23 protein-coding genes and 1 pseudogene are annotated in these 23,862 nt (G+C 71.1%); 11 read left to right on the top strand and 13 right to left on the bottom strand.

All coding sequences use genetic code 11. The features are described from left to right. Position 1: 1 nt before the first annotated feature. Complete coding sequence (gene pdxH, locus GWK25_RS39310; RefSeq protein ID WP_215456271.1) at positions 2 to 631, bottom strand: pyridoxamine 5'-phosphate oxidase; 630 nt, start codon at positions 629 to 631, stop codon at positions 2 to 4. A gap of 154 nt (positions 632 to 785) precedes the next feature. On the opposite strand from pdxH, the gene GWK25_RS39305 reads away from it, so the two are divergent. Continuing rightward, the gene (locus GWK25_RS39305) at positions 786 to 1,889 is read left to right on the top strand and encodes a citrate synthase 2 (protein ID WP_045556076.1); all 1,104 of its coding nucleotides are present in this window, start codon (positions 786 to 788) and stop codon (positions 1,887 to 1,889) included. Positions 1,890 to 1,905: 16 nt separating this feature from the next. Here GWK25_RS39305 and GWK25_RS39300 read toward each other — a convergent pair whose 3' ends face one another. Next, positions 1,906 to 2,934, bottom strand: a complete 1,029-nt coding sequence (locus tag GWK25_RS39300; RefSeq protein ID WP_215456270.1) for an isopenicillin N synthase family oxygenase — start codon at positions 2,932 to 2,934, stop codon at positions 1,906 to 1,908. A 458-nt stretch (positions 2,935 to 3,392) separates the two neighbouring features. Continuing rightward, positions 3,393 to 3,737: an RRXRR domain-containing protein gene (locus GWK25_RS44415; protein WP_215456269.1), complete on the bottom strand. Its 345-nt coding sequence runs from the start codon at positions 3,735 to 3,737 to the stop codon at positions 3,393 to 3,395. Positions 3,738 to 3,839: 102 nt separating this feature from the next. Here GWK25_RS44415 and GWK25_RS44105 point away from each other — a divergent pair. Beyond that, positions 3,840 to 4,454: pseudogene (locus GWK25_RS44105) on the top strand (IS200/IS605 family accessory protein TnpB-related protein); the annotation flags it as partial. Positions 4,455 to 4,515: 61 nt separating this feature from the next. Here GWK25_RS44105 and GWK25_RS39290 read toward each other — a convergent pair. From GWK25_RS39290 to GWK25_RS39280, 3 genes are all read right to left on the bottom strand, one after another. Next, positions 4,516 to 5,178: a 1,4-alpha-glucan branching protein gene (locus tag GWK25_RS39290; RefSeq protein WP_215456268.1), complete on the bottom strand. Its 663-nt coding sequence runs from the start codon at positions 5,176 to 5,178 to the stop codon at positions 4,516 to 4,518. A 71-nt stretch (positions 5,179 to 5,249) separates the two neighbouring features. Beyond that, positions 5,250 to 6,731, bottom strand: a complete 1,482-nt coding sequence (locus tag GWK25_RS39285; RefSeq protein ID WP_215456267.1) for a PAS domain-containing protein — start codon at positions 6,729 to 6,731, stop codon at positions 5,250 to 5,252. 189 nt (positions 6,732 to 6,920) lie between these two features. Continuing rightward, positions 6,921 to 7,682, bottom strand: a complete 762-nt coding sequence (locus tag GWK25_RS39280; RefSeq protein ID WP_215456266.1) for an SIS domain-containing protein — start codon at positions 7,680 to 7,682, stop codon at positions 6,921 to 6,923. Between the two features lie 385 nt (positions 7,683 to 8,067). On the opposite strand from GWK25_RS39280, the gene GWK25_RS39275 reads away from it, so the two are divergent. The 3 genes from GWK25_RS39275 (at position 8,068) to GWK25_RS39265 (ending at position 11,082) form a co-directional block, all read left to right on the top strand. Then, positions 8,068 to 8,760 (top strand): metal-dependent transcriptional regulator, encoded by a 693-nt coding sequence (locus tag GWK25_RS39275; RefSeq protein ID WP_033525889.1) that lies wholly within the window; start codon positions 8,068 to 8,070, stop codon positions 8,758 to 8,760. An 884-nt stretch (positions 8,761 to 9,644) separates the two neighbouring features. Further along, entirely contained in the window at positions 9,645 to 10,502 is an 858-nt protein-coding gene (locus GWK25_RS39270; RefSeq protein WP_215456265.1) for an alpha/beta fold hydrolase, read from the top strand. Between the two features lie 385 nt (positions 10,503 to 10,887). Then, positions 10,888 to 11,082: a hypothetical protein gene (locus GWK25_RS39265; RefSeq protein WP_215456264.1), complete on the top strand. Its 195-nt coding sequence runs from the start codon at positions 10,888 to 10,890 to the stop codon at positions 11,080 to 11,082. 43 nt (positions 11,083 to 11,125) lie between these two features. Here the strand turns inward: GWK25_RS39265 and GWK25_RS39260 are convergent, their stop codons facing one another. The 4 genes from GWK25_RS39260 to GWK25_RS39245 form a co-directional block, all read right to left on the bottom strand. Next, positions 11,126 to 11,296, bottom strand: coding sequence for a hypothetical protein (locus GWK25_RS39260; RefSeq protein WP_251829237.1), 171 nt, complete (start codon positions 11,294 to 11,296; stop codon positions 11,126 to 11,128). Between the two features lie 155 nt (positions 11,297 to 11,451). Beyond that, positions 11,452 to 13,272 carry a polyprenyl diphosphate synthase gene (uppS, locus tag GWK25_RS39255; protein WP_308404433.1) on the bottom strand — a complete coding sequence of 607 codons (1,821 nt, stop codon included), beginning with the start codon at positions 13,270 to 13,272 and terminating at the stop codon, positions 11,452 to 11,454. Between the two features lie 60 nt (positions 13,273 to 13,332). Continuing rightward, positions 13,333 to 14,148 (bottom strand): ABC transporter permease, encoded by an 816-nt coding sequence (locus tag GWK25_RS39250; protein WP_374105825.1) that lies wholly within the window; start codon positions 14,146 to 14,148, stop codon positions 13,333 to 13,335. Beyond that, a complete protein-coding gene (locus GWK25_RS39245) occupies positions 14,145 to 14,750 on the bottom strand; it encodes an ATP-binding cassette domain-containing protein (protein ID WP_215457901.1) in 606 nt (201 codons plus the stop codon). Before GWK25_RS39245 ends, GWK25_RS39250 begins: the two co-directional genes overlap by 4 nt. Positions 14,751 to 15,190: 440 nt before the next feature. On the opposite strand from GWK25_RS39245, the gene GWK25_RS39240 reads away from it, so the two are divergent. Further along, positions 15,191 to 15,460 (top strand): hypothetical protein, encoded by a 270-nt coding sequence (locus tag GWK25_RS39240; protein ID WP_215456263.1) that lies wholly within the window; start codon positions 15,191 to 15,193, stop codon positions 15,458 to 15,460. Between the two features lie 26 nt (positions 15,461 to 15,486). Here the strand turns inward: GWK25_RS39240 and GWK25_RS39235 are convergent, their stop codons facing one another. Both GWK25_RS39235 and GWK25_RS39230 read right to left on the bottom strand, forming a co-directional pair. Continuing rightward, positions 15,487 to 15,972: a hypothetical protein gene (locus tag GWK25_RS39235; protein ID WP_215456262.1), complete on the bottom strand. Its 486-nt coding sequence runs from the start codon at positions 15,970 to 15,972 to the stop codon at positions 15,487 to 15,489. A gap of 91 nt (positions 15,973 to 16,063) precedes the next feature. Further along, positions 16,064 to 16,747 carry a bifunctional DNA primase/polymerase gene (locus GWK25_RS39230; protein ID WP_221522833.1) on the bottom strand — a complete coding sequence of 228 codons (684 nt, stop codon included), beginning with the start codon at positions 16,745 to 16,747 and terminating at the stop codon, positions 16,064 to 16,066. A 304-nt stretch (positions 16,748 to 17,051) separates the two neighbouring features. On the opposite strand from GWK25_RS39230, the gene GWK25_RS39225 reads away from it, so the two are divergent. Together GWK25_RS39225 and GWK25_RS39220 are read left to right on the top strand one after the other, a co-directional pair. Continuing rightward, the gene (locus GWK25_RS39225) at positions 17,052 to 18,434 is read left to right on the top strand and encodes a transcriptional regulator (protein WP_215456261.1); all 1,383 of its coding nucleotides are present in this window, start codon (positions 17,052 to 17,054) and stop codon (positions 18,432 to 18,434) included. A 191-nt stretch (positions 18,435 to 18,625) separates the two neighbouring features. After that, a complete protein-coding gene (locus tag GWK25_RS39220) occupies positions 18,626 to 20,350 on the top strand; it encodes a hypothetical protein (protein ID WP_215456260.1) in 1,725 nt (574 codons plus the stop codon). Between the two features lie 106 nt (positions 20,351 to 20,456). On the opposite strand, the gene GWK25_RS39215 is transcribed toward GWK25_RS39220, so the two are convergent. Continuing rightward, complete coding sequence (locus GWK25_RS39215; RefSeq protein WP_215456259.1) at positions 20,457 to 21,764, bottom strand: ABC transporter substrate-binding protein; 1,308 nt, start codon at positions 21,762 to 21,764, stop codon at positions 20,457 to 20,459. Between the two features lie 128 nt (positions 21,765 to 21,892). On the opposite strand from GWK25_RS39215, the gene GWK25_RS39210 reads away from it, so the two are divergent. From GWK25_RS39210 to GWK25_RS39200, 3 genes are all read left to right on the top strand, one after another. Further along, positions 21,893 to 22,393: a hypothetical protein gene (locus GWK25_RS39210; RefSeq protein WP_215456258.1), complete on the top strand. Its 501-nt coding sequence runs from the start codon at positions 21,893 to 21,895 to the stop codon at positions 22,391 to 22,393. 69 nt (positions 22,394 to 22,462) lie between these two features. Further along, a complete protein-coding gene (purU, locus tag GWK25_RS39205; protein ID WP_215456257.1) occupies positions 22,463 to 23,344 on the top strand; it encodes a formyltetrahydrofolate deformylase in 882 nt (293 codons plus the stop codon). Positions 23,345 to 23,355: 11 nt separating this feature from the next. Beyond that, positions 23,356 to 23,853 carry a DUF1877 family protein gene (locus tag GWK25_RS39200; protein WP_215456256.1) on the top strand — a complete coding sequence of 166 codons (498 nt, stop codon included), beginning with the start codon at positions 23,356 to 23,358 and terminating at the stop codon, positions 23,851 to 23,853. Positions 23,854 to 23,862 lie beyond the last annotated feature (9 nt).

The following is a 23,862-nucleotide window of genomic DNA, read 5'->3' as shown; positions in this document are numbered from 1 at the left end:
CTCAGGGACTCAGCCGCTCCACCCGCCACGACCCGTCCGGCTCCGCCATGTACCGCAGCCGGTCGTGCAGCCGGTTCCACCGCCCCTGCCAGAACTCCACACTCTGCGGCACCACTCGGAAACCACCCCAGTGCGGCGGCACCGGCACCTGCTCGCCCTCCGGATAGCGCGCGAGCAGCTCCTCGTACGTGGCGTCCAGTTCGGCCCGCGAGGAGATCACCGACGACTGCGCGCTGGCCCACGCCCCCAGCTGCGACCCGTGCGGCCGCGTACGGAAGTACTCCGCCGTCTCGTCCCGCCCGGTCCGCACCGCCGTCCCCGTCACGATCACCTGCCGGGCCAGCGCGTGCCAGGGGAAGAGCAGTGAGACGTACGGGTTCACCGCCAGGTCACGGGCCTTGCGCGAGTCGTAGTTCGTGTAGAAGACGAAGCCGCGCGCGTCGTACGCCTTCATCAGCACCGTACGAGAGGCGGGGCGCCCCTCTGCGTCGGCCGTCGACACCACCATGGCGTTCGGCTCGAACACTGCCCCCTCTTGCGCGGCCTGGAGGAACCACCGCCCGAACTGCTCCATGGGGCCGGCGGCCAGCTCGCTCTCGTCGAGCCCGTCGGCGCGGTACTGCTTGCGCATGAGAGCAGGATCGTGATCGTTCACATGGTCATCCTGCCGTATGAACGGCGGACCCGAGGAAAGTGGCACTGAGTGCCGCCGACCCTCCCCAAACCTGGCACTCAGGCGTATGGTGCAGGAACCGCCTGTCGCACACATCAAGAGGAGCCGCCTGATGTCCGACTTCGTACCCGGGCTCGAAGGAGTCGTCGCGTTCGAGACGGAGATCGCCGAACCGGACAAGGAAGGCGGCGCCCTCCGCTACCGGGGCGTCGACATCGAGGACCTGGTCGGCCACGTCTCCTTCGGCAATGTCTGGGGCCTCCTCGTCGACGGCGCCTTCCGCCCCGGGCTCCCGCCCGCCGAGCCGTTCCCCATCCCCGTCCACTCCGGCGACATCCGCGTCGACGTCCAGTCCGCGCTCGCCATGCTCGCCCCCGTCTGGGGCCTCAAACCCCTCCTCGACATCGACGAGGAGCAGGCCCGCGCCGACCTCGCCCGCGCCGCCGTCATGGCCCTCTCCTACGTCGCCCAGTCCGCCCGCGGCCAGGGCCTGCCCATGGTCCCGCAGCGCGAGATCGACAAGGCCCAGTCCGTCGTCGAACGCTTCATGATCCGCTGGCGGGGCGAGCCCGACCCCAAGCACGTGGCGGCCGTCGACGCCTACTGGACCAGCGCCGCCGAACACGGCATGAACGCCTCCACCTTCACGGCCCGCGTCATCGCCTCCACCGGCGCGGATGTCGCCGCCGCCCTCTCCGGCGCCGTCGGCGCCATGTCCGGTCCCCTCCACGGCGGCGCCCCCTCCCGCGTCCTCGGCATGATCGAGGAGATCGAACGCACCGGCGACGCCGACGCCTACGTCAAGCAGGCCCTCGACAAGGGCGAACGCCTCATGGGCTTCGGCCACCGCGTCTACCGCGCCGAGGACCCCCGCGCCCGGGTCCTGCGCCGCACCGCCCGCGACCTCGGCGCCCCCCGCTTCGAGGTCGCGGAAGCCCTGGAGAAGGCGGCCCTGGCCGAACTCCACGCCCGCCGCCCCGACCGTGTCCTCGCCACCAACGTCGAGTTCTGGGCGGCCATCGTCCTGGACTTCGCCGAGGTCCCGGCGCACATGTTCACGTCGATGTTCACCTGCGCCCGCACCGCCGGCTGGTCGGCGCACATCCTCGAACAGAAGCGCACCGGCCGCCTCGTGCGCCCCTCCGCACGCTACGTCGGCCCCGGCACGCGCAGCCCCCAGGAGATCGAGGGCTACGCCGACATCGCCGCGCACTAGGGCACGGGCCGTACCGTCACGCGGGGCTGAGCAGCCCCGCGTGATGCCGCTCGGCGACCAGCGGATGCGCCCGCAGCTTCCCCTTGAGCTCGTTGAACCCGTACTCGGCGAACAGCGGATTCCCCGGATCGTCGGTCACGCCGGGCGCGGTGGAGGCGTACGGAAAGACCAGCGGCTCCACCCGGGCGTCGAGCCGGGGGTTGTAGAAGAACGGCACGGAGAACCGCTCGGTCGCCCCGGGCGGGCTCACCACCCGGTGATGGGTGGCGAGCAGATAGCCGTTCGTCGCCACCTCCAGCAACTCTCCGAGGTTCACGACGAACGCCCCCGGAATCGGCGGCACGTCGTGGAACAGCCCGTCCGCCCGCTCCACCTGGAGCCCACCGACCTGGTCCTGCAGCAACAAGGTCAGGAACCCGTAGTCCTTGTGGGCGCCCACCCCCTGATCGGCCCCGTCCCCCGCACTTCCCGGATACCGCACCAGCTTCAGCTGCGGATGGGCCCGCTCCCCGAAGATCGGGTCGTAGAAACCGGCGGGCGCACCGATCGAGACCAGCAACTCCCGCAGCAGCCGCTGCGCCACGGCACTGAGCCGGTCGATCCACGCGAGCGCGGCGGTCCGCAGCTCCGGCAGGGACGCGGGCCACTGATTGGGGCCCTGGAGCCACCAGTACGCGGGCTCCCCGGGTCCAGGACGCCGGACGGCCCGCTCGGCGCCGATGTCCAACTGGTCCCGCCAGTCCCGACTGCCACCCGTCCGCTCGTCCCCGGTCCGCGTGTAGCCGCGGAAATGCGGCGAGTTGACGTTGTCGAGGGCGAGCCGCTCGGCCTCGGGCAACGCGAAGAACGCCCGCATGGCCGCGTCGAGCCGCCGGATCTCGTCCTCCCCGATCCCGTGCCCGACGAGCTGGAAGAACCCCACGTCATGAGCGGCACTGTGCAACTGCGCGTGCAACAGCGCCCGCGCTTCGGGCCCGCGATCGGCGGCGGAGAGATCGATGATGGGCAGCTGGAGATACGACGATGCCGTCGCCGAGTTCGTCATGGGATGCGTCCGAGAGTGAGAGAAGAGGGCTGGGCCGGGTCCGAGGTTCAGACGGAAACCCGACACCCCATGCTCGTGACGCGCACGAAGTCCACGTGCCGGCGTCGAACGAGTATCGGAAGCATGGCGAAAGCATACTGCGCCCTACGAAACGCAGACGACCCGCAGGCTCTGGGTCCCTCCGGCCCCTAAGGACCGAAGAAGCCGGCCGGACGTACCGGCGAGCCTGCGGGTCGGGTGACTGCTTGAGATTGGGCCGGCTGCACGCGCAACACGCGCTGGTCCGGCACCGCACTGTGTGTGGTGCAGGGCCGCTAGCCCGCAGCCACCTCGTGCGTCCGGGTTTCATACATGTACCCGATCACCTCCCTTCTCACGTGCCCATCACTCTAGGAAGCGAGCTGTAGGCGTTCAAGCGCTTTTTTCGCAGGGAACTTCGACGACGGCGTCGCGCCTGTTCAGGGGGCACGCCGGGCGCCGCAGTACACGCAAGCGCTGCCCCACTTCGTGCGCAGGTAGGCGCGGGCATGGGTACCGACGAGCGAGCCGTCCTGGTATTCGGTGCCACGGAGAGTCCTTCCTGCGCTCATGGAATGGGTGTCGAAGGCCAAATGCGCCAAGTGGATTTCGGAGACGGGCGCGTAGTGGCAGATACGAGTCACCAAGGCGGCGGCGGTGTCCCCGCGGTGCCGTAAGGACGGTGGAAGCCAGCCCTGGGCGCGGGCGCGATTCTGCGAACGCCGAGGCCGGTAACGGCAGTTCGCGGAGCGCCGCCGGTGGCGGTACCCGGCACGCTGCTGCATCTTTGGTCTGCTCGCCCGGGTGCCGCAATTCGACGGTGACCAGACTGCGTCTGACGACGACCTTCCGTCCGTGGCCGTCGGTTTCCGTCTTGTCGTCGGTACCTGTCCGGCACCGCCCAGCACCGCGACGCCCAGGTACGGCACGCCCTCACACGGCTGCTGAACTGGGCCCGCACCTGCGGCGTCAAGGCCATCGCGGTCGAAGACCTCGACTTCCAGGCCGAGAAGACCAGAGAGAAACACGGGCACAGGCGCCGATTCCGGCAGCTGATCTCCGGCATGCCGACAGGCAGGCTCCGCGCCCGGCTGACCTCCATGGCCGACACCACCGGTGTCACGATCATCGCCGTGGATCCGGCCTACACCAGCAAGTGGGGTGCCCAGCACTGGCAAAAACCGATGGCCGGCCCCACCCGTAGGACCACCCGGCACGATGCGGCCGGCATCGCGATCGGACGACGCGCCCAGGGACACCCGATCCGGCGACGGACGACACCGCCCCGTGCACACCAGAGCGATGCGCACGGGCATCGGACCGTCCAGGCCGACCGGCGTGCCCCTGGGCGTGAGGAACCCCGCCCCCGCATCCCCGGACCACGGACACGATCCGTGCCGCCGGACGCGGCGAGTACGCGGGCGACCAGGACATCCACAACCGTTCGGGATGTCCGCAGTGACCAGGCATGGGTCCAAGACTCACTCCTGCTCACTGATTAGGAACGGTCACACGACGACCGTGGGTCGGCGAGTGACCTCCTGTCCGGAGATCCTTACCGTCTCAGTGGAGGCCGACAGGATTCGCCCGCAGGACGGCGAAGATACCCCGCGCCCGGGTGTCGTCCGGCAGCGTCCAGTGGCCTGTGAGCTGGCCCTTTGTCTGGGGCGGCAGGTCCAGGGCGTCCGGGTGGAGGACTCGGTTCAGGTGCAGGGTCGTGGCGCCGGAGGTGAGGGGGAGTTCGGAGGCTTCGGCGGTGTCGGCGGGCGGGGAGGCGGTCGTGGGGAGGGGGTCGTCGCCGTCGTAGGAGTGGGTGATCTCGTGGTCCGGGGTGTCGGTGAGGCTCTGGGCCTGGGGTTCGGCCTTGCCTGCGAAGAGGGCCAGGAGTTGGGTGACCAGGACCGGGTCGTGGATGCCGTCGTAGACCCAGCGGATGCCCAGGACGCCGTGTTCCGTGGTGCCGACGAGGGCGTGCTCCGCGCCGGGGAGAGGGGCGCCCCGGTAGGTGAGGGGGGCCAGGTAGTGGACCGGCGCCGCGCCGGAGGTGTCGGTGGCGACCATGAACTCGATGCCGACCTCGCCCTCCGGGTCGTCGAGTCGGAAGCCGCCCGCCTTGGTCAGGTCCGGAGCGGCCGGACCGCCGGCGTACCAGGGGCGGGTGGGCAGCCAGGAGGCCAGCAGTTCGAGCTTGGTGGGTGTGAGGGTCGTGCGGTGGATGATCGCCATGCAGGGATTCTGCGCCGCACGGCCGGGCGGCCGCGAGGTGTTTCCCACGCGGCCGTGCGCTCACCGGGCCTCTACTCCGACGACCTCTCCAGGGCCTCCAGGTCGAGGGCCGCGGCGATGTGTATGGCGACGTCCTCGGCGTAGACGGCGTCGGCGCGTTCGAAGGGGGTGCGGCCGGCGCCGCGGAGGAAGGTGACGACGCCGAGGGTGCGGCCGCGGCTGCGGAGGACCGCGCAGAGGGCGTGCACGGTCTCCGGGGGCCACTGGCGCCCGGTGGCCCACTCGCGGGCCGTCTCCGGTGCGGCCGTACCGGCGCTGGCGCGGACCGAGCCGGCGCGCTCCACGCACTGCAGGGCGGGGTGCCCGGGGCCGTAGCGGACGGGGATGCCGGCGTGGCCGGCGAGATGGCTGGGGCCGGGCCGGCCCGAGGGTGTGGCGGCGGCGCGGACGAGCCGGGCGGGTCCTTCGCCGTCGGCGATCGAACCCCCGGCCACGCGGTCGATGAGGGCGTGGTCGGCGAAGCCGGCGAGGGCGAAGTCGAGGTGGACGGTGGCGGCCTCGCCCGGGTCCTCGCACTCGGCGGCGGCGCGGGCGGCCCGGTGGAGCTGGTTGACGCGGAAGCGGAGCTGCGCGGCCTCCTGCTCGGTCTGTTTGGACTCGGTGATGTCCTGGAAGAGCCAGCCGACACCCAGCGGCACCGGTTCCTCGGCGAGGGGGGAGGCGAGGCGGAGGAACCCGCTGCGCCAGCACCGGCGTTTCTCGCCTTCGGGGGTGCGGACGCCGACCCAGATCTCGGCGGGCGCGGGCGGGGCGCCCTCGGCGAGGACATGGGTGAGGGCGTTCTCGAGTTCCTCGGCGCCCTGGGCGAGCAGTTCGCCGAGTGGGCGTCCGAGGACCGCCGTGCGGCCGATGCCGAGGGAGCGGGCGGCGTGGGCGTTGACGACGGCGGGGCGCAGGTCGGCGTCGACGAGGACGACGCCCCAGGAGGCGTCCTCGAAGAGGGCCTCGCTGAGCGCGATGGACCGTTCGAGGTCGATCTGGGCGTGGACCTCGCTGAAGGCACAGTAGAGGCCGGCGGGCTTGCCGTCGGGTCCGCGTACGGCGGCGGACTGGGTGCGGACCAGGACGCGCCCGCCGTCCTTGGTGACCAGGGCGAACTCGTGCACCTGCCGGCCGCTGGCGTGCATGGCGGCCATCAGCCGCCCCTCGACCTCCTCGGCGTCGGCGGTGCGGACCGCCCACCCGGCGAAGCCGCGGCGGCCCACGGCCTCCTCGGCGCTCCAGCCCAGGATGCGTTCGGCCTCGCGGTTCCAGTGGGTGACGACGCCGTCGGCGTCGAAGGCGCAGAGGGCCGCGTCCATCCCGTCGAGGAGGGCGGCCAGGAGGTCGGAGCCGCCGAAGTCCGTGGAGTCCTCGGTGCCTTCGGTGTCCTCGGTGTTCACCGTGCCCTCGATGTCCTCGGTGTCCTCGGTGTCGTCGTTCGTCGGGCCGTCCCGCTCGGGCTTGTCGGGCCCGAGCTCGTCGGTGGCCCCAGTACGCCGGGAAGCACTCACCTGAACCCCCTGCAGGCTGCGTTGCGTCCGCATGTACGGCTGGTACGGCGCGTCGGTTCGCTCACTCGCCATCATTCAACTCGAACGTGACCCAGCCCACATCCGCTTCACGCAAGATTTGGACGAAATCGTTGTACGCCGGATTTCCTCCTCACCCTTCTCAGCGTTCCCACGAATCCAGGGGTGCAGTCAGCGGAGGTAGAAGATCCGATCTCCGTACTCGCGCATCACCCGGTCGTTCCAGTCGAGCCCGCCGTCGACGTTGCCGGAGCGCAGCAGGGGCGGTTCGACTCCCCGGTCCGCGAGGGAGGCGGCGGCGGTGGCCATGACCGACTGGAGGATCGCCGAGGTGACGACGGTGGAGGCCGGGGCGAAGGGGGCGGGGATGGTGTCGAGGGTGAGTTCGGCGTCGCCGACCGCGATCTTCGAGTCGAGGACGAGGTCGCAGTGGTCCTTGAGGAAGGTGCCGGAGGAGTGGCGGGACGTCGTCTCCGTGGCGTACGCGACCGAGGTGACGCCGATGACCTTCGCGCCCAGTTCGCGGGCGTGTGAGGCCATCTCGACGGGCAGCGCGTTGCGGCCGGAGAGCGAGATCACCACGAGCAGGTCGCCGGCGCGCAGCGGGCTGCTGTCGAGCACGGCGGTCGCGAGCCCGTCGACCCGTTCCAGCGCGGATCCGAGGGTGGCGGGCACCACGTCCACGCCCACGGCGCCGGGGACCGCCAGCAGGTTCATCAGCGCGAGTCCGCCGGCCCGGTAGACGAGGTCCTGGGCGGCGAGCGAGGAGTGGCCGGCCCCGAAGGCGAACAGGCGTCCGCCGGTGACGACCGTGTCCGCGATCAGTTCTCCCGCCGCGGTGATCGACTCCGCCTCCTCGTCCCGTACGCGTTCGAGCAGCCCGATCGCCGCGTCGAGGAACCGCCCACCCGCCGTGCCGCCGTCCAGCCCCATGTGCCGACCCCTCCGCCTTCCGCGAGTCCTTGGTGACGCCGATCACGTTAGTGGTCTGGACCAGTGGGGTGTCAATACGGGAAGCGTGCGCAGGAGAGCGCGGGGCGCGGCCCCTGCTCTCCAGGGGCGCGGGGAACTGCGGGAGAAGTCCACCTCCCCGCTCCCGCGACCCGGCCTCAGCGGCCCTTCCCCTGGGACCGGCCCCAAAAGCGGGGCGTCGGGTCACAAATCGGCCACCTGACCGGGCTCATACCGCCGTCGTCCCCCCGGCGCCACCCGGTTGTCAGCCGGATGCGTAAGAATTGAGTCCAGGGCCAGCGCAGCAAGCCGCAGCAAGCCGGTGTGGCCGTCGCAGCCTCCGGCTGAATCTCATCGAGGGGCACGTATGTCCGGACTGATCGACACGACGGAGATGTATCTCCGCACCATCCTCGAGCTGGAGGAGGAAGGTGTGGTCCCCATGCGCGCCCGGATCGCCGAGCGGCTCGACCAGAGCGGCCCCACGGTGAGCCAGACGGTCGCGCGCATGGAGCGCGACGGGCTGGTGTCCGTCGCCGCGGACCGTCACCTGGAGCTCACCGAGGAGGGTCGTCGGCTGGCGACGCGTGTGATGCGCAAGCACCGCCTCGCGGAGTGCCTGCTCGTCGACGTGATCGGTCTGGAGTGGGAGCAGGTGCACGCCGAGGCGTGCCGCTGGGAGCACGTGATGAGCGAGGCGGTCGAGCGCCGCGTCCTGGAGCTGCTGCGCCACCCCACGGAGTCGCCGTACGGCAACCCGATCCCGGGCCTGGAGGAGCTGGGCGAGAAGGACGGCGCCGACCCCTTCCTGGACGAGGGCATGGTGTCGCTGGCCGACCTCGACCCGGGGACCGAGGGCAAGACCGTCGTCGTACGCCGGATCGGCGAGCCCATCCAGACGGACGCCCAGCTGATGTACACGCTGCGCCGCGCGGGCGTGCAGCCCGGCTCCGTGGTGAGCGTGACGGAGGCGGCCGGCGGTGTCCTCGTGGGCAGCGGCGGTGAGGCGGCGGAGCTGGAGGCGGACGTCGCCTCCCACGTGTTCGTCGCCAAGCGCTGACACTCCCGGCCCGCACCCGGGCCCGCCCGCCCCTGCGCCACGCCCGTCCCCCTGCACCTGTCCCTCACCCGTCGATCCTCGTCGGGGGCCGGTCCGCGCACCCGCCGTCGGACGCTGTTCGACGCGTGCCGGCGGACGTTCGCAATCGCCCGCCAACTCCCGGTGCGGGAGGGGGAGTTGTGGTGTATGGGGACCGTGTCCGGGAACCCGTCCAATCCGAGATTCAGTGCGCGGAATCGCAGCGCTCGGGCCGTTCGCGTGCGAGGCTTGCGCATGAGGCATATGACCTGAGGGGCTCTTGGCCGCCCGCGACGAGGATCCCGGGTGGTGAGGGAGGGGGCGGGGCGGATGTGCCGTGGACATGAGGAGGGCCCCGGCGCCGTGCGGCGCCGGGGCCTGTCCTCCCCTGTGCTGACCCGGAGCCCCGAGCTCCCAGGGTCATCCCCCTCGGACCGTTTTCCCCGAGCGGTCCGCCTCCCGTTGAAGATCTCCCCTCGGCGGCGGCGGGCAATCCTTGAGGGAGGTCACTCGAATGAGGGGTGTTGTCGCCAAGAGCGGCATCTTCGAATGTGTATTCGATAACGTGGATGGCGTGTCGCTGTGTGACCCGCGCCATGACTGATGCGAGCGCCCCACACGTAACGTGTCAACCGATATGCACGCTGTAACACAAGTGCTCGCCGTCCGAGCGGCGCGCACGGCGCACGACAGCAGCTGGAGCAACGGCGAGGCGACGGCGAGAGCCAGGGCGGAAGCGACAGCGGATGCACAACGGAAGCAGCACGACAGCGGTACGACAGCAGTTGGGACGAGTGGACCGGCCGGCTCGAAGCGGGAGCGAGAGGCGGGAGCGAGCGGTCCGGGCGGGAGTCTGGGGGGTGCCAATGGTGCGGCGCATCGACGTGAGGGGAGCGGGCGGCGTGAGTCTCGCCGCCTGGGAGTTCGGCGACCCGCCCAAGACCGGCGAGAACGAACCCCGGCCCGGAGTGCTGTTATTGCACGGCCTCATGGGCCGCGCCTCGCACTGGGCCCCCACCGCCCGCTGGCTCTCCGAACGCCACCGCGCCGTGGCACTCGACCAGCGCGGACACGGCCAGAGCGCGAAGCCCGAGCAGGCCGCGTACACCCGTGAGGCCTACGTCGAGGACGCCGAGGCCGCCGTCGAGCAACTGGGCCTCGCCCCGGTTGTCCTCATAGGCCACGCCATGGGCGCGCTGACCGCCTGGCAGTTGGCCGCCCGCCGCCCCGACCTGGTGAGCGGACTGATCATCTGCGACATGCGGGCCTCGGCGCTCGGCGCCGCCTCGCAACGCGAGTGGGAGAACTGGTTCAAGGCCTGGCCGCTGCCGTTCGCCACCCTCGCCGACGTCCGCAAGTGGTTCGGCGAGGACGACCCCTGGGTGGAGCGCCCCAGCCCGTCCCGGGGCGAGTTCTACGCCGAGGTCATGCACGAGGGGCCCGACGGCTGGCGGCCCGTGTTCGAACCCGAGCAGATGCTGACGACCCGTGAGACCTGGGTCTACGACGCGCACTGGGAGGAGCTGACCCAGGTGCGCTGCCCGGCCCTGGTCGTCCGCGGCCTCGACGGGGAGCTGGGACGCGCCGAGGCCCAGGAGATGGTCCGGGTGCTGCCCCACGGCCAGTACGCGGAGGTCGCCGACGCGGGCCACCTGGTCCACTACGACCAGCCGGACGCGTGGCGCGCGGCGATAGAGCCGTTCCTGGACGGCTTCTCGTCCTGAACGCGAGGGCCCAGACGCGCTCCGGGCCCTTCCTGACCGCACGGCGGGACACCGCTCCACCGCACTCTCCGCCGCATTGCTCTACCGCACCTCTCTCCCGCCCGCGCCGGAAATCCGCGAACGTCACGGCACGGCGGCCATCCGCGAGCACGCTGTGTCGTGTCACCTGTCGCGGAGTCGCCGATGCCGCGCAAGCCCCCGACCCTCGACGTCGGGACGGTCGCCGAGCTCTACTCCGGCCTCGGGGAACATCGGTACAGCGGTTGGCGCTGAGATTGATCATGGTCAGCAGCGAACGCCGCCCGTGACGGCGTGGGGCACCTGTTTCACGGTGCCTGAGCGGTGGAAGGGCTGAGCGGTACTTCTTCGCTCCTTGGAGGACTTCATGCCAGAAGATTTCGAAGACGTCCCTGAGCCGTACGAGGACACCGTCGACGAGCCCGTCGACGAGACCGGGGTTGACCCCAAGGACATCGAATTGGTTGTGGCGCAGACTGGTGCGTCAAGAGCGAAGGCGGTCAGGGCCTTGCAAGAGAGCGGCGGCGACCTCATCAACGCGATCATGGTGGCCGGCGAATAGTCGGCGAACCGCGCCGCACCCGCCCCAAGGGGGCAACTGTCCGTCATGTGTAGCCCTGACCGCGCCGTACGGTCACCCCCTGATCGAGCGCGGCCCGCTCGGCGGGCTCCAGCTCGGCGGTGCGGAGGAAGTCGGCGACCTTGCCCGGCATGTCGAGGGCGATCGGCAGCTCCGGAGCCGGGGAGTTCTCCTCGATGGCGATGTGGCCGGGCATGAGGTCGGCGACGGCCGAGCTCGCCGTGCAGGGCGGGCAGCTACGGGGCCCCTGGACTGCCCCATCTCCGCACGGATGATCTTTACCCCCTCGCGCTGGAAGCCGGGAAGTAGCCCTGGCAGGCCCTGGCGCCGGGTGTGCCTTTGGTCCTTGTTTCAGGTGGCTGCGGGTGTGGCGCCGTGGTGGCGTTGTCGGTGGCTGTATTCGGTGATGGCCTGCCAGAGGTGGCGGCGGTCGATGTCGGGCCAGTAGTCGTGGGTGAAGTGGAGTTCGGCGTAGGCGGCGTGCCAGGGCAGGAAGTTGGAGGTGCGGTGTTCGCTGCCGGTGCGCCAGAGCAGGTCGACATCGGGCATGTCGGGATGGGGCAGGTGCCGGGCGAAGTCTTTCTCGCTGATGTGGTCGGGGTGGAGGTGTCCGTCGCGGACCTGGCGGGCGAGGTGGGCGGCGGTGCGGGTGATCTCGTCGCGGCCGCCGTAGTTGATGCACATGGTCAGGGTCAGGCCGGTGCGGCCGCGGGTGGTGCGTTCGCGTTTGCGCAGCAGGTCGCTGATGTCGGTGGGGAGTTTGCCGGTGCGGCCATGCCAGCGGACGCGGACGTCGAGGTCGCGGAAGGGATTGTCGGTCAGTTCAGCGCGAACGACGTCGAGGATTGCGTCGACTTCCTCGGCGTCGCGTTTCCAGTTCTCGGTGGAGAAGGTGTACAGGGTCAGGTGGCGCAGGCCGATCTCCAGTGCTCCGTGGACCGTCTCGCGTACGGCGGTGGCTCCGACTCGGTGGCCGGCGTGGCGGGGCAGGTCGCGTTGCTGGGCCCAACGGCCGTTGCCGTCCATGATGACGGCGACGTGGAGAGGCATCTGCGCGGCCGGGATCTGCGGGGGCCGGTGGCCGTCGGGGTGGGCCGGCGGTGCGCTGACGACGGCGGGACGGGCGGCTGCGCGCGCAGCGGGGAGGACGCCGTGCCGGACGGGCCGGTGTGGGGGTGGCACGGTGAGGGGGGTGAGCGTCCAGGCGAGCGCGGCACGGGCGCGGGCGGGGGCGAGGATGCGGGCGGTGGCGAAGAGGGTGGGCTGCGGCCGGGTGCGCAGGAGAGCCGGGCCGGCGGTGGCGATGGCGTCGAGCTGGGCGTGCAGCAGGTCGGCCATGGTGCACAGGACGTTGGCGGGACCGGGGTGCATGCCCCGGGTGAGGGTCGGCTGGGTGACCCATTGGCGGGCCAGCGCTGTCAGGTGGGTGACCAGGTCGCGGACAGCGGGGCTCCACCGCCGGCCGGTCAGGTCACCTGCGGCCTCGGGGAAGGCGTCGAAGGCTTCGTCGGGCAGGAGGAGATCGCCTTGCGCGAGGTCGGCGGAGAAGTCGGTCAGGATGTCGGTGAGGCGGACCCCGTCGAGGAAGGTCTCATAGGTCTCCTGGGCGTCCAGACGCAGTGCGACGGGGACGCCGGCCCTGTCAAAGAGGTCGCGGACCTGGTCGAACCAGGGCAGCAGGGTGTCGCGGCCCCAGCAGCGCCATGCCTTCCAGTCGCCAAGCCGCCGGCCGTGGGCGTCATCCTGGACCAGGAGCATCGCACCGTGCAGTTCGCCCAGGTCCAGCCGCCAGCGCAGCGTGGTGTCCACCAGAGCGCGGCGCACCGGGTCCGCGCTGTGGCCGGCCGCCAGCTCACGCTCCAGATCGGTGATCCACTGATGCACCCGGGCGGCCCGCTCAGCGTCCGGAGCGGTGCGGTCGTCGGCCAGGTCGTCGATGGCATTGGCAGCCGCCCACAGCGCCCAGCACGCCGGGCGCAGCGCGCCGGGCACCAGTTGGATCAGCGCGTACTCAGCCGGGTCCTGTTCCTTGGTTCTGCGCCGGCAAAGCCGGTAGGCCGACCGCAGCACCGGGTCGTCGCCGATCACCGCGCGCCACGAGGGGGCTGGGCCCGCCATCGCTGCGGTGGCGCGCTGCTGAGTGCGAGTGGTGCGTTCCTGGGTGGCTGTCACATGCCGCCCAACGAGATCAACACGCATCGGTTGCGGCACGGTTGTGCTTGTCACAGCAGGTCAGCGACCCGCCATGGCCTCCTGGCGGGTGGACGGGACGGGCACAGACGTGGCGTGCGGAAGGGCGCTGCGGGTGCGGCGGTGGAAGGCGAGCAGCCCCAGTAGGGCCGCACCCGAGAACCAGGCCAGCTGCCACAGGACGTAGCGGGGTGTGGCGGCGTCGGAGAAGCCGGCGGCGGTGGCCGCCTGCATCGCGCCGTAGGAGGGAAGAAAACGGGTGATGCTGCTGCCCGCCCCCGAACTCGTGATCGGGTTTTGCAGCAGCAGGTCCACGATGCTGGTCATGACAATGGCGAACATGCCCTCGACCTCACGGCGCAGCAGGGCACCGAACCCGACTCCCAGCACGCCGTAGGTGAGCCCGGCACTGAAGAACGCGACGGCCAGCAGCAGGGGCTGGCGGGGTGTCCAGGTCAGGCAGGTCACCGCGGTGGCGTAGGTGGCGATCAGAGCCGACGCGAGGGCCAGCGCCCCCACCTTGGCCGCGACGAGCTGGACGCGGGGGTAGCCGGCCATGGCCAGGCGCCGGTCGAAACCGCTGCTGGTGAACGTCGCAGCGAACATCAGGAAGCCCGTGATCAGGGTGACGGCGTTCAGAGCGCCGCTGATCGCGGTGATCTCGTTGCCCCGCGGGGCCAGCAGCTCACCCGTGGCCCGCAACTGGATCCGCGCCGGGCTGTCGGGGATGGCGGCGTAGGCCAGGCAGGTCCACACCGGCAGGAACGCAGCGATGAGCACCATGGCGAAACGGTTACGGGCGTGCTCGACCAGCGCATACCGCGTCGCTGTGACCAGCAGCATCACCTGTGTCTTCACGCGGCACCTGCCAGGTGCCGCTGGAGCCGGCCACCGCTCAGGCACCACAGCTCATCCAGACGTCCGGTGTCGTAGGCAAGATGGGAAACCACGAGGACCGAGCACCCGCGGTCACGCAATCGGGCCGCCAGCTCCCAGAACCGCAGGTAGGTGTCCCAGTCGAAGCCCTGGTACGGCTCGTCCAGGAGCAAGACCTGCGGATCGTGCATCAGTGCCAGGGTGAGGTTGAGCTTCTGCCGTGTGCCACCGCTGAGCACACCCGCCCGTTCGTCGACGAACTCGGCCAGACCCAGCACATCCATTACTTCCTCGGCATGCCGCAGATCCGCCAGCCGGAACGCGGCTCGGAGAAAGTGCAGGTGCTGGCGCACAGTCAGGGCGTCGTTGACCACCACCTGCTGCGGGCAGTACCCGAACCGGCCACTGTGCCGCACCCGGCCCGCACTCGGCCGCAGCTCTCCGGCCAGGATTTTCAAGAAGGTGGACTTGCCCGCGCCGTTCTCACCCACGATCCCGGTCAGCGCCCCCGGCGACAGTCGCAGATCGACGCCCCGCAGCAGGTGCCGCTTTCCGTAGCGGTGATGTACATCAACCACTTCCATGTGAGTTAGCCCCAGACCGGCACGCTCGGCAACGATGATCCCGAAGCCACAACGAGTTCCCATGAGAAGAGGCACGGTTGCTCAGAGCGGCTGACGCTGGACAGCGCCTACCGCCTACACCGCTGTAGCGAGCCACCAAGCAGTGGAGAATCAATATCAGCGCCAACCGCTGTACCGATGTTCCCCGAGGCCGTACTCGCAACTCGCCGGTGTGCTGGCCGGGTTCGCGCTGGCGGCCGTCTTCATCGTCATCTCCCACTTCCTGGGGGACGCCGCGCCGACCGGCCGCCGGGAAGAAGCGCTCGGCCAGGCCCTTGTGGCGCTCCTCGCGGCCCTGCTCGGACTGATCCTGAGTTCGCTCACCTACTGCTACTGCTACTGCGTCTTCGCGGCCGATGCGGAGAACGCGGGCCGGGCGCTGTTCGAGCACGTGGTGGCCGGTGTCGGTTTCTCTGTCGCCGACCGGGGGCGGGGCCACCCGGACGGTCGTCGTGAGCGGCCTGTCGGTCGTGGACCTGTGCCTACTGGGGGTCGTGACGGCAATGGGTCTCGCCGACGAGGGCTGCTCCGTGCCCCTCGGTGCCGTGGTCGCCGTGCTGCTCTGCGGATTCCTCGCGGCCGTCGGCATGTGCGCCTGGCTCTTCGCCACCCGCCCGCCCCGCCCCACCGCCCCGGTCCCAGCACCCCCCACGCGGGCGGCCCTCGGCTGACGGTCGTCCCGAGGCCGCCGGTGGGATCAGCCTCGCCGGAGCCGCTGTACCGGTCCTGGGGCCCACAGCCATCCGTGGGCGCGGGACCGCCCCACGATGTCCGCGCTGTGCACGGCCGCCACCACCGTCATGACCGGCCACGCCAGCAGTGTCGTCAGGAGCTGTGCGTAAGCCCCGCCCGTGCCCAGCGTGACCACCACGAACTCGGCCGGGAAGACCAGCGCCCCGAGCAGCCCTCCCACGAGGGCGAGTCCCCACACCCGAGTGACGGCGAGAGAAGTGAGCGCCAGGCCTCCACCGAGGATCAGGCCCATCAGTACCCCGACGACCAGGCTCCCTCCGCAGAGCACACCCGCGTACCCCACGTTCTGGGTCGCCAGCTGTGTGTCCCCTCCCCTGAGGAATTCCACCGCGGCCACCGCCACGGCGAGAGCGGCCCAGGGCAGGCTCGGAAGGCAAGCCATCAGCAGACCGACCCTCATGCCGCGCCGCAGGATGCCCTGCCTGTCCATACGTCCCCCAGTCATCGCACGTGCTGGCTGGAGGAGATCACGTGAGTGGCCTGGTCGGCCACTGGGGGGAAGGGAACGCGGGCCCGAAGTGTTACCGGCGTCCGTCCCGGCCGCACGCGTAGGCGAGCGGTGAGATCAGTTCCTCCGCGTCCGGCAGCCAGCGGTTGGCCGGGGTGGGGCGACGGGCCCACTGCACGGCGCCCCGGGATCCGTAGCGCGTCGGCGGGGCGGCCACGAACTCGCCCTCGCCCAGCGCCTTGAGATCGAGCGCGAGCGGCGACCAGCCCAACTTCCGTACCAGGTCCGGGACTTTGACCGACGCGCCCGGGAGCACGAAGAACTGCATACGGCGGTCCGGCGTCCAGGTCACCGGCCCGAGCGTCAGCTCCATGCGTTCCATACGGGCGAGCGCCAGCAGGCCGGCGGTCTCGGGAACGTCGATCGTGTCGAACGTACGGCCGGTCGGCAGCAGGATCGACGCGTTCGGCTGCTTCGACCAGAGGCGGCGTGCGACGGTCGCACTGCCCGTCGCCTGGGTCGCCCAGTCCTCGCGCGCCGGGTGCGCGCCGGGGGTGGCGCACGCTGCGTTGCCGCAGGAACAGATCTGCACCCCGTCGACGGCTTCCAGCCAAGTGCCGGGGAACACGTCCCAATGGCGCTCTTCGGCGTATCGAACGGCGGTGTCCAGCAGCGATTCGCCACGCTGCTTCGGGATTTGGGCAGCTTCAGGGCCCGCGATGGTCTCTTCCACGATGAACACAACTCTAGCGGTCATCAGGGGTTACGGATGTCACATGCGCGGGGGAGAGCATCGTCAACGGGCCCGGGGCGCATGGGTGCATGTCCGGGGGCGCGCGAGAGGGATCACGGAGTGAGCCGGGTAGCCACGTGTGGGGTACAGCATCCGTGTTTACCCCGGCAATCCTGGCATGTCTCGCATCTTCGGTATGTCGGCGGGGCATTGATCTTCGAGGCCGGATCCTTTCGATACGCGGGTACACGTATGCGACGGGATGCGGTCACTGATGACAGGTCAACTCGGTGCGTGGGCAAGGCACCACAGCCACAGGGGGTACGCCATGGCCGCAAGGCCGCTCGTCGCCAGGCAGCCGAACGAACGACTGCAGGCTCTCATCCAGGAAGCGGGCTGCTCCAACGCGGGGCTGGCCCGGCGGGTCAACATGTGCGGCGCGGAGCATGGACTCGACCTCCGCTACGACAAGACGTCCGTCGCGCGCTGGCTGCGCGGACAGCAGCCGCGGGGCCGGGCGCCCGCGATCATCGCCGAGGCCCTCGGTCGCAAGCTGGGCCGCACGGTCACCATCGACGAGATCGGCATGGCCAACGGCAAGAACCTGGCGTCCGGTGTCGGCCTGCAGTTCTCGCCGACGGTGCTGGGAGCCATCGAGCAGGTCTGCGAGCTGTGGCGCAGCGACGTGGGCCGGCGGGACTTCCTCTCCGGGTCCTCCGTGGCCGCCTCCGCCCTCGTCGAGCCCAGCCGTGACTGGCTGATCTCGGCGCCGGACTCGCAGGTGGCCCGCTCGGCGGGGCCCAGGGTGGGGCTCGCCGACGTGGCGGCCGTGCGCGCGATGACCCAGGCGCTCGTGGACCTCGACCACCAGTACGGCAGCGGGCACGTCCGGCCGGTCGTCGTGCACTATCTCAACAGCGTCGTCTCGGGACTGCTGGCCGGCTCCTACCGGGAGGGCGTGGGACGGGAGTTGTTCGCGGCGGTCGCCCGACTCACCGAACTCGCCGGGTACATGGCCGTCGACACCGGTCAGCCCGGACTCGCCCAGCGGTACTACATCCAGGCGCTCCGTCTCGCCCAGGCCGCCGGCGACCGCGCGTACGGCGGTTACGTGCTCGCCGCGTCCATGAGCCACCTCGCGGCGCAGCTCGGGAACCCGCGGGAGATCTCGCAGTTGGCGCGCGCGGCGCAGGAAGGAGCGAGGGGGCGGGCGACTCCGCGCGCGGAGTCGATGTTCCACGCGGCGGAGGCGCGCGGGCACGCGTTGATGGGGGACGCGCGCGGTGCGCAGGCGGCCGCGGGGCGGGCCGTCGACGCCTTGGAGGCGGCGGATCCGTCGTCCGGGGACGATCCGGTGTGGATCAAGCACTTCGACGAGGCCTATCTGGCCGACGAGTTGGCGCACTGCCACCGGGATCTCGGGCAGGCGGAAGCGGCCGCCCGGCGGGCCGAGGAGTCGTTGGCCAAGCATCCGGAGTCGCGGGCGCGGCGGCGGGCCATCGGGTACGTGCTGCTCGCCACGGCACAGGTGCAGCAGCGGGAGGTCGAGCAGGCCTGCCACACCGGGTTGAAGGCGGTGGAGTTGCTGGGGTCGCTGAGGTCGAATCGGGGGGCCGAGTATCTGGAGGACTTCCAGCAGCGGTTGGAACCGTTCCGGGAGGAGGCGGTGGTCCGCGAGTTCGGGGCGCGAATGGACCTGCAAGCGGCGTAGAGCGCTCCGGGTGGGGTACTCAGGTCGTTCGCGCGGCCGTGGGCGAGAGGTGGTGCGGCTGATCACGCAGTTCCCCACGCTCCTGAGGGGGCTCCGCCCCCTCATCGGGGCGCGGGTGGTGCGTGGGGTGTCGTTCGGACCCGGTAGCGTGAGTCGACGATTCCGCAAGTCCCCCATTCGTAGGAGTCTCGGTGACGCAGAGTGGACAGGGCGAGGAGCCCTCGGCGCGGACCGCGCGCGAAGGCATCGTGCTGCCCTCGGACGGTGGGGCGCCGCTCCACCCGAGAGATCTGCCGCCGGCCCCGCTGCCGCCGGCCCCGGTTCAGCCGTGGGACCAGCAGCGGCAGTGGGGCTCCGAGGAGACCCCGGCGCCGTCCGCCCAGCCGCAGACCAACCACTGGAACAGTGCGCCCCCCGCGCCGGAGTGGGGAGCGCACGGGGCGCAGGACGCGTACGGCACGGCGGGTGGACACGCCGGGTACGGCGCACAGGGGGCGTACGGGCCCCAGGGTGACGCGGCCGGTCAGGGTTACGGCACCCAGGGTGGGATGCCACTGCCTCCCGAGGGGGCGCCAGGGGCGGCCTACGGGGGCGCGGGGTACGGCGGGGCGGGGGCGGGTGCGCCGTTGCCGCCGGTCGCGGGAGAGGCGGCTGTGCCGTCCGCCGGGGCGTCGCCCCAGGCATCTCAGCCGCCGCAGTCGCCGCAGAGCGCGCCGCTGCCGCCCATGGACGAGGGGGCGACCCAGTACATCCCGTTCGTGCCGGCAGCCGGGGCCATGCCGGGGGACGAGGCGGCGACGCAGTACATACCGCCGGTGACCGCGCAGACGCCTGCCGCCGAGGCCGCCACGCAGTACCTGCCGCCGGTCGGGCCGGGCGCGCTGCCGCCGGAGGCGTCGGGGGACGCGACGACGTATCTCGGGCGGGTGCCGGACAACGGCGCCGGGCCCCTCCCGCCGACCGCGAACCCCGGGCGGCCCGCGCCCGGGACGCCCGCCGGACATCCGGACGAGGCGGCGACGCAGTACATACCGCCGGTGACCGCGCAGACGCAGCAGCGCCCGCAGGCGTACGGCGCGACGCCGGGTGCGCAGCAGGGGCAGCAGCCGGACGTGTTCGACAGCCTCTTCCGGAACGAGCCGGGGGCCGGTGGCACCCCCGGGTCCACCCAGCAGCTGCCGAAGATCGACCCCGGCCGTGCCCCGCAGCCGCCGCGGGGTCCGGGCGGCCACGGCGGGCATGCCGGGCGGGCCTCCCAGAGACGCGAGAGCGGGGGCGGCGGGGGCGGTCGTACGAGATCGCGGGTGCCGTTGATCGCGCTCGTCGGGGTGGGGATCGCGGCGCTCGGGATCGGGGCGGGCGCGCTGATGGCCGGGTCCGGGGACGAGTCGTCGCCGAGCGACAACAAGCCGGTTTCGGCGTCCGGGGCGCCCGAGGAGTCGGCTTCCGCGTCGGCGGATCCGGCACGGGAGCAGGCGGTCGCGCTCGACAAGCTGCTGGCTGACAGCGGCGACAGCCGGAGCAGCGTGATCAAGGCCGTCGCGAACATCAAGACCTGCTCCAACCTGGGCCAGGCGGCCACGGACCTGCGGGACGCGGCGAAGCAGCGGGGCGACCTGGTCACCCGGCTCGGCGAGCTGTCCGTCGACCGGCTGCCGGACCACGAGGCCCTGACCACCTCGCTGACCAACGCCTGGAAGGCGTCCGCCTCCGCCGACAACCACTACGCCGCGTGGGCGGACCAGACCGCCCAGAAGAAGGGCTGCAAGAAGGGGCAGGCCCGCACCACCGGCCAGACCCAGGCCGGCAACCAGGCCAGCGCCACGGCCAGCGCCGAGAAGACCAAGGCCGCCGAACTCTGGAACAAGATCGCCAAGACCTACAGCCTGACGGAACGCCAGGCGGTCCAGCTGTAGGAAACCGGCCCCGGGCCCCTCGCCGACCGCACGCGGGGCCTCTTGCCGGCCGCACCCCGGGCCCTTGGCCGGCCCGCGTCCGGGGCCTGTGACTCCGGCGGTGCGGTCAGTTCTCCGCCTCCACCAGGGTCTTCTCCACGTTCACGAAGTCCCTTCGGGCCGCGATCAGTTGGCCCTTGCGGACGATCTGGAAGGTGACTTCGGGGTTGATGAGGCGGGGGAAGCCGGCGGAGGCGATGAGGTCCTCGAAGCGCCATCTCAGGGGTGGGGTCAGGCCGCCGGTGCTGACTTTCAGACCGTCGTCGAGGACGCGTTGGATCGCGTGCGCGGTCACCTCTCCGTCACCGATCTTCCGGAGGGCGGCCGTCAGCACGGTGTACGCGATCCACGTGGTCTGCACCCCGGGGTCCGCGGGATCGATCCGGTTGTCGCCGAACGCGTGCTCCCGGATCACCTCCTTCATCCGGTCCCACCGCTTGTCGCTCTCCACCGGGTACCAGCCGGTGACGTACGCCCCCTCGTACGGCCCCGACTTCCCCCCGGTCGCGTCGATCACCGTCTGGTCGACGCTGCCCAGGACCGTCCCCGTACGGACGTCCGGGAAGTCCGCGCGGTCGCGGCGGAAGGAGTCCATGAAGGTGAAGGTGCGGTCGCCCAGGGCGGGGACCACGCACCCCTCCGTGCCCGGCTGGACGCTGGCCCGCCGCAGCGCCTCCCGGGCGTGCCCCCCGTACTCGGTCGCGTCCTCGGCGGCCAGCTGGTCCTCCGACCCGCCGTGGCCTCCGGCCCGCAGCCCCGAGTCCAGCAGCAGCGGCAGCTGGTCGCCGGCTATCGAGTCGGGGCGGACGAGGGCGACCGGCCCGCAGTCCTTGGCGAGCTGCTCGCCGAGGCCGGCCATGAGGGAGGCCTGTCCGCCGTTGACCGGGTACGACAGGGCGCTGGCGAACTCGGCGTCGGTGACGCCGTAGCCGCCGATGTACGGGATGCCCGCCGACTCCAGCGGAGCGAGGAAGGAACGGCCGTGCTGACTGTACGATCCGACGACCGCGACGACGTCCTCGTCGGCGGCGCGGCGGGCGCACTTCGCGGCCGCCACCGTGTCGTTGCGGTCGTTGCAGGTCAGGATCCGCAGCTCGCGGCCGTTGATGCCGCCCTTGGCGTTGACCCAGCGGGCGTACGCCTTGGCCATCGCGGGCATGCCGGGTTTGTTGGTGGCGGCGGTCTTCTCCGGGGCCCAGGTCATGACGGTGACGGGGCCGTCCCCGGTACCCCCCGTGGCACCAGGGATGACCCCGCAGCCGGCGACGAGTGAGGCACACGCCGCCAGCGTGGTGGTGGCTGTGACCAGGCGTTTGGCGAGGCCTGGGGGAGGGCCTGGGGTCTGCGGTGCGCGTCGTGCCTGGAAGCCAGTCATGGCTCCGCACGATTCCGTCACACCACCAACCGGTGCGTGACGGACGGTCAACGAGAGGTGACCGGGAGGTGAATTGCGAGGAGCTACGATCGTATTTTCGAGTGGTTGCAGAGAGGAATGCGTGACCGATGACCGTCCAAGGCCCGGAGACCCCTTCCCGTCGTGGGCGTCGCTCGTTCACCATGGGCGGCATGCCACTGAACGACATGCCGTGGTGGCGCTGGCGCAGCAATGTGCGCTCCGCGCTGCACATGCTCTCCGACCCCGCGTTCCAGCAGAACGTCTGGCTGGCCGGTGCCGACGGGTACGGGGACGTCACCGACGCCGTGTACCGCCTGGTCGAGGACACCTGGCTGGACAACTGGTCCGCCGAGAAGTACGTCGGCACGATCTTCCGTGACGCCCAGGAGGCGGCCCTCGTCGACACCGCCGTGCTGCGCGTGCTGCGGATCATGCACCAGGTGGGTCCGGACGCGCCCGTCTCCGCGTACCTCGACCACGAGGCCTGGCCCGAGGCCGTCCGCGCCGCACGCGAGGCCCACGTACGGCTCTCGATGAGCGACGGCGAGGACCCGGACACACCGCCGCGCACGCTCGAAGTGCTGCGGATCATGACCAGGGCGGCGTAGGGGGCCGTCCCCGGTCCGGCCCTCGGGACGGTTGCCGACAGGGGTACGCCATATGGGACCCTGTCGGGCATGAACGAGCAGTCCACCCGAGCCGCGGCGCCCGCCGACCAGTACGTCCTCACCCTCGCCTGCCCCGACAAGCCGGGCATCGTGCACGCCGTGTCGAGCTACCTCTTCATGACCGGTGGGAACATCGAGGACAGTCAGCAGTTCGGCGACCACGACACGGGTCTGTTCTTCATGCGCGTCCACTTCTCGGCGGACGCCCCGGTGAACGTGGACAAGCTGCGGGCCAGCTTCGCCGCGATCGGCGACTCCTTCCAGATGGACTGGCAGATCAACCTGGCCGACGAGAAGATGCGGATCGTCCTGATGGTCAGCAGGTTCGGGCACTGCCTGAACGACCTGCTCTTCCGGGCGAGCACGGGCGCGCTGCCGGTGGAGGTCGCGGCCGTCGTCTCCAACCACACCGACTTCGCCGAGCTGGTGGGGTCGTACGACATCCCCTTCCACCACATCCCGGTGACCAAGGACACCAAGGCGGACGCGGAGGCGCGGCTGCTGGAGATCGTGCGCGAGGAGAACGTCGAGCTGGTCGTGCTGGCCCGCTACATGCAGGTCCTCTCCGACGACCTCTGCAAGCAGCTCAGCGGGCGCATCATCAACATCCACCACTCCTTCCTGCCGAGCTTCAAGGGCGCGAAGCCGTACCACCAGGCGCACACGCGCGGAGTGAAGCTGATCGGCGCGACTGCGCACTATGTCACCGCCGACCTCGACGAGGGGCCGATCATCGAGCAGGAGGTCGAGCGGGTGGGCCACGGCGTGACGCCCGAGGGGCTCGTCGCCGTCGGGCGTGACGTGGAGTGCCAGGCGCTCGCGCGGGCGGTCAAGTGGCACGCCGAGCGGCGCATCCTCATGAACGGGCGCCGGACGGTCGTGTTCGCCTAGGTGCCGGGCGGATGAGTTCCCTCGGGGAGTACCTCCGCCTGACGGCCGAGGAGTTGGAGCGGATCAAGCGGGATCCCGACTGGGCGTGGAACCACATGGAGGACGTCCGCGAGGGCGAGGAGCACTTCGAACCCGGGCCCGCCGACGCGCTCTACTACGCCAGCGACATGGCCTGGCCCCTCCTCCGTGTGCTGCTGGGACGCGCCGGGTTCCCCGTGGACGTGAGCCGCGGTGAGCAGCGGATCCGGTACGCGCCCCCCGGGTACGGGGACTACGGCTGTCTGACCGCCGAGCAGGTGGGCGTCGCGGCCCGCGGGCTGGCCGACCTGCCGGTCGACCGGCTCCTGGCGTACGTCGAACCGGGCGATGTCGTCGAGGCGGGGCTCTGCCCGCCCGTCTGGGACGAGGCCCAGGCCCTGAAGATGACGCGGTTCGTGTACGGACAGCTGGTGGAGTACTTCGGCGCGGCGGCCCGCGAAGGTCACGCGCTGCTGGTCTGGCAGCTCTGAGCACCAGGA

The sequence above is a fragment of the Streptomyces sp. ATCC 21386 genome (assembly GCF_018728545.1).
In the GTDB taxonomy this organism is placed as follows: Bacteria; Actinomycetota; Actinomycetes; order Streptomycetales; family Streptomycetaceae; genus Streptomyces.
The sequence above is the reverse complement of the archived record's forward strand: the minus strand, read 5'-3'. Positions and strand labels throughout refer to the sequence as shown.